Raw genomic sequence first — 8,973 nt, 5'->3', positions numbered from 1 at the left:
CATCGAGGGCTCGTCGTCGCAGATCAACCAGATCATCGGCGTCATCGACGAGATCGCCTTCCAGACCAATCTGCTGGCCCTGAACGCCGGCGTCGAGGCCGCCCGGGCGGGCGAGGCCGGCCGCGGCTTCGCGGTCGTGGCTTCGGAAGTCCGGGCCCTGGCCCAGCGTTCGGCGGAGGCCGCCAAGGAGATCAAGACCCTGATCTCGGCCTCGACCACCCAGGTCGGCTCGGGCGTGAAACTGGTCGGCCAGACCGGCGAGGCCCTGCAGCGGATCGTGGACCGGGTCGCCGAGATCGACGGTCTGGTCAGCGAGATCGCCGCCTCGGCTCAGGAACAGGCCGTCGGCCTGGCCCAGGTCAACACCGCCGTGAACCAGATGGACCAGGTCACGCAACAGAATGCGGCCATGGTCGAACAGTCGACCGCCGCCAGCCATTCGCTGGCCCAGGAGGCCGAGGCGCTTCAGGCCTCGGTGGCCCAGTTCAAGGTCGGTTCGGGTTCGCAGGGCGCGGCCCAACGTTCGGCCCCGACCCCGGTGCGCGCCTCGGCGCCCGCCCAGGCTCAGCCCAAGCCGGTCAATCGGATGGTCCAGGCGCTGAAGACCATCGGTCGCGGCGGCGCCGCCCGCAAACCCGAAGCCGACAGCGAAGGTTGGGAAGAGTTCTGATGGTTGGCCATTCAAGCGATCTTTACCAAAGCGCGGCCATAAACGGTCGTGGACTGAAACAAGGGGCGTCCGATGAGTGAAGCCATAGTGCTCGCGCCGGTGCTGGACATGAACGCCGCCGAGCCGTTGAAGGCCGAATTGCTGGCCCTGCGCGGCCAGGCGGTGACGGTGAACGCGTCGAACGTCGAGCGTCTGGGCGGCCTGTGCCTGCAGGTGCTGCTGTCCGCCCGCAAGACCTGGGCGGCCGACGGCGTCGACCTGACCATCGCCCCCCAGTCCGAAGCCTTTACCGAACAATGGGCCGCCTTCGGCGCGTCCGAAACCAACGAAGAAATCGAAGGAGCTCTTTCGTGAGCAAGACCGTTCTGACCGTCGACGATTCCCGCACCATGCGCGACATGCTGCTGATGGCCCTGGAAGACGCGGGTTACACCGTGATCCAGGCCGTCGACGGCATCGACGGGCTGGAGACCCTGGCCGCCAAGGGCGCCGACGTGGTCATCACCGACATCAACATGCCCCGGATGGACGGCTTCGGCTTCATCGAGGGCATGCGCGCCGATCCGAACCACCGCACCACGCCGGTGCTGGTGCTGACGACCGAGAGCGACGCCGAGAAGAAGGCCCGCGCCCGCGCCGCCGGCGCCACCGGCTGGATCGTCAAGCCGTTCGACCCCGCCAAGCTGGTCGACGCCGTTCGCCGCGTCGCGGCCTAACCTAAAGAGATCGGTCGGGCCGCAAGCCATGGACGCCTTCGAATCCATCAAAGCCACCTTCTTCCAGGAATGCGACGAGTTGCTCGCGGACCTCGAATCGAAGCTGATGCTGCTGGAACAGGGTCAGACCGACCTTGAGACCATCAACGCCGTCTTCCGCGCCGTTCACTCGGTGAAGGGCGGGGCAGGGGCCTTCGGGCTGGAAGCCCTGGTGCGTTTCGCCCACGTCTTCGAGACGCTGATGGACGAGCTGCGCTCCGGGCGGAAGGAATGCGACCCGGTCACGATCAAGACCCTGCTGCGCGCCTCCGACGTTCTGGCCGACCATATCCAGGCGGCCCAGGGCCTGGCGCCGCCGGTCGACGAGGCCCGGTCCGCCGGCCTGGTGCACGAGATGCAAGTCCTGACCCACGGCGAGAACGTTCCCGTCGAGGTCGAGGAGGAAGAGGACGATTTCGGCTTCACGCCGATGGCGTTCGACATGCCGACGGAATTGCCGTCGCTCGACGGACCGGCGCCGGATGCGCCGGCCGCCGCCGAGGGCTGGCGCATCGTGTTCAAGCCGCACGGCCGGATGTACGGCAGCGCCAATGAAGCCGGGCTGCTGCTGCGCGAACTGGGCCGTCTGGGACCGATCGCCGTGTCGCTGGACGACAGCGAACTGCCGACGCTGGACGTGTTGGTCGCCGAGGACGGCTGCCTGACCTGGACCATCGACCTGACCGCGCCCGTCGACGAGGCGACCGTGCGCGAGGTGTTCGACTTCGTCGAGGCCGATTGCGACCTGACCGTCACGCCGCTGGGGGGCGCGCCTGAAATGGCCTTTGAATTCGAAGACGAGCCCGCGGCGGTCCTGCCCGCCAGCGACGAACTGGACATCGCCGCCCTGCTGGCCAAGGCCGCCGGCGGCGCGCCCGCCGCCGCAGAGCCCGCCCCGGCCGCCGCACCCGTTGCTGCACCCGTCGCAGCGGCCCCTGCGCCGGCTCCTGCGCCTGCGCCGGCCCCCGCGCCTGCCGCGCCGACGCCGCCGGCTCAGGTGGCCGCGCCCGTGGCCCCGGCGCCCGTGACCATTCGCGTCGACCTGGACCGGGTCGACCGCCTGATCAACGTGGTCGGCGAACTGGTCATCCAGCAGGCCATGCTGTCGCAGCGCGTGCTGGAGAGCGGCCTGGCCCGGTCGTCGGGCATCGCCCTGGGCATGGAAGACCTGGAACTGCTGACGCGCGAGATCCAGGACAGCGTCATGGCCATCCGCGCCCAGCCGGTGAAGTCGGTGTTCCAACGCATGCCGCGCCTGGTCCGCGAAGTCGCCGACATGGTCTCGAAACAGGTCCGCCTGGTCACGGCCGGCGAGGACACCGAGGTCGACAAGACCGTGGTCGAACGCCTGGCCGAGCCCATCACCCACATGCTGCGCAACGCCATCGACCACGGGCTGGAGACGCCCGACGATCGCGTCGCCGCCGGCAAGCCGGCCGAGGGCACGGTGCGTCTGGCCGCCCTGCACCGCTCGGGCCGGATCGTGATCGAGATTTCCGACGACGGCCGCGGCATCAACCGCGAGCGGGTCAAGAAGATCGCCATCGACAAGGGTCTGATCGCACCCGACGCCGTCCTGACCGACGAACAGACCGACAATCTGATCTTCCTGCCGGGCTTCTCCACCGCCGCCGTCGTGTCCGACATCTCGGGTCGTGGCGTGGGCATGGACGTGGTCAAGCGTTCGATCCAGGCCCTGGGCGGCCGGATCTCGATCAGTTCGGTTCCCGGCAAGGGCTCGACCTTCACCCTCAGCCTGCCGCTGACCCTGGCCGTGCTGGACGGCATGGTGGTCGCCGCCGCCGAACAGACCCTGATCGCGCCGCTGCCGGCCATCGTCGAGAGCCTGACGCCGCAGGAGGCCGATCTGCACTATGTCGGCGGGGTGGATCCGGTGATCCGCTTCCGTGACCGCTTCCTGCCGCTGATCGACGTGGCCCTGACCATGGGCTTCCGCGAGACCCCGATGGTTCCGTCCGAGGGCGTCGCCGTCGTCGTCGAAACCGAAGGCGGCCAGCAGGCGGCCCTGCTGTTCGACGCGATCCAGGGCCAGCGCCAGGTCGTGATCAAGAGCCTGGAAACCAACTACCAGCAGGTCGAGGGCGTCGCCGCCGCCACCATCCTGGGCGACGGCCGCGTGGCCCTGATCCTGGATGTCGACGTGCTGGTCACCGACATGCGCCGCAAATCTCCCCGACCCGACTTCAAGCTCGCGAGCTGATCCATGACCGAAGCCAACGACTCCCAGCGCGAACTCATCGCCTTCCGCATCGGCCGTCAGGAATTCTGCGTCGACATCATGTCGGTGCGCGAGATCCGCGGCTGGACCCCGGCCACCCCGTTGCCGCGCTCGCCCGGTTACATGAAGGGCGTCATCAACCTGCGCGGCACCGTCCTGCCGATCATCGACCTGGGAGCCCGTTTCGGTCTGGAGACGTCCGAGCCGACGGCCCGTCACGTCATCATGGTCGCGCACATCGGCGGTCGCATGGTGGGCCTGCTGGTCGACGCCGTGTCCGACATCCTGGAAATGAACGACGCCTCGGTGCAGCCGACGCCCGACGTCGCCAGCGACCAGGTGAAGACCTTCGTCAAGGGCATCTTCTCGATCGACGGCCGCATGATCAGCCTGATCGAACTGGACCACATCCTCCCGCAAGTCGAGGCTGAAGCCGCATGACGCCCGCCGCCGGACGGGGATCCATTGTCGAGGGCGAGTTCGTCTTCACGGCTGATGATTTCCGTCAGATCGCAGAAATGCTGCACGCCCACGCCGGCATCGCCCTGAACGAGGGCAAGGCTGCGCTGGTCTATTCCCGCCTGGCCAAGCGCCTGCGGACGCTGGGCCTGTCCAGCTTCCGCGACTACTGCGCCCTGGTCGAGGGCGTGGACGGGATCGACGAACGCCAGAAGATGACGGCGGCCCTGACGACCAACGTCACCCGCTTCTATCGCGAGCCCCACCATTTCGACGACCTGCGCGACCGGGTCCTGCCCAAGCTGGTCGAGCGCGCCCGCGCCGGCGGCCGGGTGCGGCTGTGGTCGGCGGCCTGTTCGAACGGGCAGGAGCCCTATTCGATGGCCCTGACCCTGCTGTCGGTCCTGCCGGAAGCGGCGGATCTGGACGTGCGGATCCTGGCCACCGACATCGACCCGAACATGGTGGCCCAGGGCCACGAGGGGACCTATTCCGAAGAGGCGCTGGAACCGGCGCCGGCGACCCTGTGGCGCAAATATTTCAACCGCGCCGACCGCGGTCAGTGGGTGGCGGGGCCGCAACTGAAGCGTCTGGTGGCCTTCAAGGAACTGAACCTGATCGGCGACTGGCCGATGAAGGGCAAGTTCGACGTCATCTTCTGCCGCAACGTGGTCATCTATTTCGACGACCCGACGCAGGAGCGGGTCTGGAAGCGGTTCACCCCGCTGATGAACCCCGGCGCGACCCTGTATATCGGCCATTCCGAGCGCGTGTCCGGCCCGGCGACCAGCCAGTTGCAGACCGCCGGCCTGACCACCTATCGCCTGGGAGCCGCCTGATGAGCGCACCCATCAAGGTCCTGGTCGTCGATGACAGCCTGACCATGCGCGGCCTGATCTCGGCCGCCCTGAAGTCGGACCCCGAGATCGAGGTCGTGGGCACGGCCGCCGATCCGATCGAGGCGCGCGCCGCGATCAAGGCCCTGAACCCCGACGTCCTGACCCTGGACGTCGAAATGCCCAACATGAACGGGCTGGAGTTCCTGGAAAAGATCATGCGGCTGCGGCCCATGCCGGTGGTCATGGTCTCGACCCTGACGGCGGCGGGCACGGACGTGACCCTGGCGGCGCTGGAAATCGGCGCGGTCGACGCCGTGGCCAAGCCGGCCGTGGCCAGCGCCGAGGCCTTCCACGAACTGATCGGCAAGGTGAAGACGGCCGCCCGGTCGCGGGTCCGCGCCCGCGCCGACATGCCGACAGCGGCCGTCGCCCCTAGCGCCTATCGTCCCGCCCAGAACCACATCCTGGCCATCGGATCTTCCACCGGAGGGGTCGAGGCCCTGCTGACGGTGCTGAGCGGCTTCCCGGCCAACTGCCCGGCGACGATCATCACCCAGCACATGCCGGCGACCTTCACCTCCAGCTTCGCGGCCCGTCTGGACCGTGTCTGCGCGCCCACCGTCAGCGAGGCCGCCGACGGCGACCAGCTGAAGCCCGGCCACATCTATCTGGCTCCCGGCGGCGCGGCCCATCTGGAGGTCTCGCCCGGCCTGACCCCGCGCTGCCGCCTGGTCGCCAGCGATCCCGTCAACGGCCATCGCCCCTCGGTCGACGTCATGTTCGATTCCGTCGTCCGCCTGAAGCGGCCGATGACCGGCGTGATCCTGACCGGCATGGGCAAGGACGGCGCCAAGGGCCTGAAGGCCATGCGCGACGCCGGCGGTCGGACCCTGGGACAGGACGAGGCGACCTCGGTCGTCTACGGCATGCCCAAGGCCGCCTTCGAACTGGGCGCCGTGGAGCGGCAACTGCCGCTTCACCGCCTGGCCCCCGCAATCCTCGAACTGTGCGCCGATCCGGCCGCACGGTCTGTCGCCTGACCCCCCGGGAGCGTAAATCATGCCCGTAGCCGCCTCTCTCCACTGCCTGGTCGTCGACGATCAGATGACCATGCGTTCGCTGGTGCGTAACAGCCTGCAACAGCTCGGCGTGCGCGAGATCCGCGAGGCCGCCGACGGCGAGCTCGCCCTGCGCGACATCCTCACCAAGCCCGCGCACCTGATCATCTCGGACTACAACATGCCGAACCTGGACGGCCTGGGCCTGCTGCGCGCCGTGCGCGCCCACCCGCCGACCTCCAAGACCGCCTTCATCATGCTGACGGGCCGGGCCGACCGCGAACTGGTGCAGCGGGCCGTGCAGTTCGGCGTCAACAACTATCTGGTCAAGCCGTTCACCGTCGCCCAGCTGAAGGGCAAGATGGAAGCCGTGTTCGGCGCGCTGACATGAATTTCTCGGCCCTCAAGGACAGCACCGAGAAGCGGCTGCACGTCGGGCAGGGCGAACACCATGTCACGACCGACCCGAACGTCGTGCTCAGCACCATACTGGGTTCGTGCGTGGCCATGTGTCTGCGTGACCCGGTCGCCGGCGTCGGCGGCATGAACCATTTCCTGCTGCCCGAGGGCTCGGGCGCCGGGACCGACGCCGGCCGTCGCTACGGCGCCTATGCGATGGAACTGCTGATCAACGACGTGCTGAAGGCCGGCGGGCGCCGCGAGCGTCTGGAGGCCAAGCTGTTCGGCGGCGGGCGGATGTTCGACTCCCTGCGCGACGTGGGCCGCGCCAACGCCGATTTCGCCGAGAAATTCCTGCGCGACGAAGGCATCCCGGTCGTGGGCGGCAGCCTGCGCGGAGAGGGCGGCCGCCGCCTGCACTACTGGCCCGTGTCGGGCCGCGCCATGCAGCGCGCCGTGACCGACACCGTGGCGCCCAAGCCCATCCCCGTCGCGCCTCCCCCGGTGGACACCGGCGCTCTGGAACTGTTCTGATGCACGCCCCTCCCGAACACGCCGAACTGCTGGCCGCCGTCGCCGACGAGCTGATGCGCGTGCGCGAGGGAATCGATCATGTCGAGGCTCTGGTCAGCCGCCTGGTGCGCCGCGCTCCGCCGGAAGAACGCGCCGAGGCCTTTACCGAGGCCCAGGCCCTGGACGCCCTGACGCAAAGGCTCGAGGCCCTGTCGGGCGTGCTGCGCATGCTGGGGAACGGCGCCACCCCGGCCGAATCCGTCAGTCGCATCTCGCTGGCCGACATGGCCGTGCGCCTGCGCCCCGCCGCCGGCATGCAGACCGCCGAGGCGCCCGACTCCGGCGACCTGATGCTGTTCTAAAGACGTGTCCAAGGCGTCGGACAAGGTCAATCTGGCGCATGCCACGGTGCTTCTGGTCGACGATCAGCCCACGTCGCTGGATCTGCTCGGCTCGATCGTTCAGGGCTTCGGGGTCCGCGAGCAGCTGAAATGCCATTCCGCCAAGGAGGCGGTCGAACTGGTCCAGCGCCGGGCCGTCGACCTGATTCTGGTCGACTGCGCCATGCCCGAGATGGACGGCTATGACTTCGTCCACTGGCTGCGGCGCGAGGCGCCCGAGCCGGCCCGTTTCACCCCCGTGATCATGATCCTGGGTCATGCCGCCCGTACGCGGGTGGCGCGGGGGCGCGACTGCGGCGCCAGCTTCATCGTCGCCAAGCCCCTGACGCCCGCGGTCCTGCTGAAACGGATCGTCTGGCTGGGCGGGGAGATGCGCCAGTTCGTCGATGCGGACCAGTATGTCGGTCCCGACAGGCGGGTGCGCAACTACGGCCCTCCGCCCGGCGAGGACGGCCGTCGCGGCAACGACCTGTCGGGGGAGCTGGGCGAGGCGGTCGAGGCCAATATGGACCAGGACGACATCGACATGATGATGAAGCCGATGAAGGTCAGCCTGTGAGCCCCGCCGGATGACCGCGCCCCACATCCGCAACATCGCCACCTCGCTGCAGCGGCAGATGGCCCGCCCGGGCGGGGTGACTCTGGCCGAGGCCGTGGCGCGCGCCGAACAGGGGCTGGAGGCCCAGCGCGAGCGGACCATGCTGATCCTTCAGGCCAATGTCGACGCCCTGGCCGCCCTGTGCGCAGCGCGGGCCGACGGCGCCGACGGCGACGTCTACGCCCTGGCCTCGGCCCTAGTGGACATGGCCGGCTTCCTCGAGATCCCGCCCTTCTACGCCGCCGCCTACAGCCTGTGCGAGGCGGCCCACCGCATGGCTGCGGCCGAGCAATGGTCCTGGCCCTCGGTCGAGGTCCATGTCCGCGCCCTGTCGCTGATCCTGGCGGACGACGGCCGTCCGGGGGCGGCGACGGATCAGTTGCTGGCCGGGCTGCGCGCCGTCGTCGCCCATATCCCGCGCGCCGGTTAACGGCCCGGCCGCCGGGCGGGAACAGGGGCGAAACGAATCGGGACCGAATCGCGGACTCGGCCTGATTCGTGATTTGTTCACCGCAAGATATTGTATCTTAAGATGGATTAACCACAAGCCGGCGTCTGCGGCCGCGACGGGCCCGGAACGGGACGAAAATTGAAGATCAGACGCGGGACCATCTTTTCTCGCGCGCACTGAACCGCTAGGTCATGCGCCAGTGGCCCCGTAGCTCAGCTGCATAGAGCAAGGCTTTCCTAAAGCCGAGGTCGGGGGTTGGAGTCCCTCCGGGGTCGCCATGTTTTTGTCGAGACCACTTAGAACCTGCTCAATACACACTAAGGGTCGCTCAAGATGCGAGTCGCTCTCAAGAATGGCGCTGCGCAGGCCCGCTCAGCAGCTAGTGTCAGCAGTGCGCCAGGACCGCGCATTGGCACAACTGCCTAGTTCGGACATGTTCTGAGAACCTCGACATTCCGATTGGCGCTAGGCTCAGGACCCATTGATGGGAGGCGCGCGATCTGATTCAGGCTCCTGAGGAGTCTGGATTATGAGCGACCTGTATTGGCTGACGGACGAGCAGATGGCTCGGCTGGAGCCCTATTTCCCCAA

Annotated in this window: 12 protein-coding genes and 1 tRNA gene; all 13 read left to right on the top strand. The window is 68.2% G+C overall.

The annotated features are described in order from the left end of the window. Positions 1-670: methyl-accepting chemotaxis protein (locus ACIQ1T_RS18725; RefSeq protein WP_395946077.1), on the top strand; the 670-nt coding region annotated here is incomplete at its 5' end. Between the two features lie 72 nt (positions 671-742). Further along, on the top strand, positions 743-1,024 hold the full coding sequence (locus ACIQ1T_RS18720) for an STAS domain-containing protein (protein WP_395946076.1): 282 nt from the start codon (positions 743-745) through the stop codon (positions 1,022-1,024). Next, positions 1,021-1,386, top strand: coding sequence for a response regulator (locus ACIQ1T_RS18715; RefSeq protein ID WP_395946075.1), 366 nt, complete (start codon positions 1,021-1,023; stop codon positions 1,384-1,386). Before ACIQ1T_RS18720 ends, ACIQ1T_RS18715 begins: the two co-directional genes overlap by 4 nt. A gap of 28 nt (positions 1,387-1,414) precedes the next feature. After that, on the top strand, positions 1,415-3,646 hold the full coding sequence (locus tag ACIQ1T_RS18710; protein WP_395946074.1) for a chemotaxis protein CheA: 2,232 nt from the start codon (positions 1,415-1,417) through the stop codon (positions 3,644-3,646). Positions 3,647-3,649: 3 nt separating this feature from the next. Then, entirely contained in the window at positions 3,650-4,105 is a 456-nt protein-coding gene (locus tag ACIQ1T_RS18705; RefSeq protein WP_395946073.1) for a chemotaxis protein CheW, read from the top strand. Then, entirely contained in the window at positions 4,102-4,962 is an 861-nt protein-coding gene (locus tag ACIQ1T_RS18700; RefSeq protein ID WP_395946072.1) for a CheR family methyltransferase, read from the top strand. The genes ACIQ1T_RS18705 and ACIQ1T_RS18700 overlap by 4 nt, the downstream gene beginning before the upstream one ends. After that, positions 4,962-6,002 carry a chemotaxis response regulator protein-glutamate methylesterase gene (locus ACIQ1T_RS18695; RefSeq protein WP_395946071.1) on the top strand — a complete coding sequence of 347 codons (1,041 nt, stop codon included), beginning with the start codon at positions 4,962-4,964 and terminating at the stop codon, positions 6,000-6,002. Before ACIQ1T_RS18700 ends, ACIQ1T_RS18695 begins: the two co-directional genes overlap by 1 nt. Positions 6,003-6,021: 19 nt before the next feature. Then, the gene (locus tag ACIQ1T_RS18690) at positions 6,022-6,411 is read left to right on the top strand and encodes a response regulator (RefSeq protein ID WP_395946070.1); all 390 of its coding nucleotides are present in this window, start codon (positions 6,022-6,024) and stop codon (positions 6,409-6,411) included. Next, on the top strand, positions 6,408-6,953 hold the full coding sequence (locus ACIQ1T_RS18685; protein ID WP_395946069.1) for a chemotaxis protein CheD: 546 nt from the start codon (positions 6,408-6,410) through the stop codon (positions 6,951-6,953). The genes ACIQ1T_RS18690 and ACIQ1T_RS18685 overlap by 4 nt, the downstream gene beginning before the upstream one ends. Beyond that, the gene (locus tag ACIQ1T_RS18680) at positions 6,953-7,294 is read left to right on the top strand and encodes a hypothetical protein (RefSeq protein WP_395946068.1); all 342 of its coding nucleotides are present in this window, start codon (positions 6,953-6,955) and stop codon (positions 7,292-7,294) included. Before ACIQ1T_RS18685 ends, ACIQ1T_RS18680 begins: the two co-directional genes overlap by 1 nt. A gap of 4 nt (positions 7,295-7,298) precedes the next feature. Next, entirely contained in the window at positions 7,299-7,892 is a 594-nt protein-coding gene (locus ACIQ1T_RS18675) for a response regulator (protein ID WP_395946067.1), read from the top strand. Between the two features lie 10 nt (positions 7,893-7,902). Continuing rightward, positions 7,903-8,361, top strand: a complete 459-nt coding sequence (locus tag ACIQ1T_RS18670) for a hypothetical protein (RefSeq protein WP_395946066.1) — start codon at positions 7,903-7,905, stop codon at positions 8,359-8,361. 222 nt (positions 8,362-8,583) lie between these two features. After that, a tRNA-Arg gene (locus tag ACIQ1T_RS18665) sits at positions 8,584-8,660 on the top strand. The last annotated feature ends 313 nt before the right edge of the window (positions 8,661-8,973 follow it).

The sequence above is a fragment of the Brevundimonas sp. genome, from assembly GCF_044336875.1.
Classification (GTDB): Bacteria; Pseudomonadota; Alphaproteobacteria; order Caulobacterales; family Caulobacteraceae; genus Brevundimonas.
This window is presented reverse-complemented; position numbering and strand designations above follow the sequence as displayed.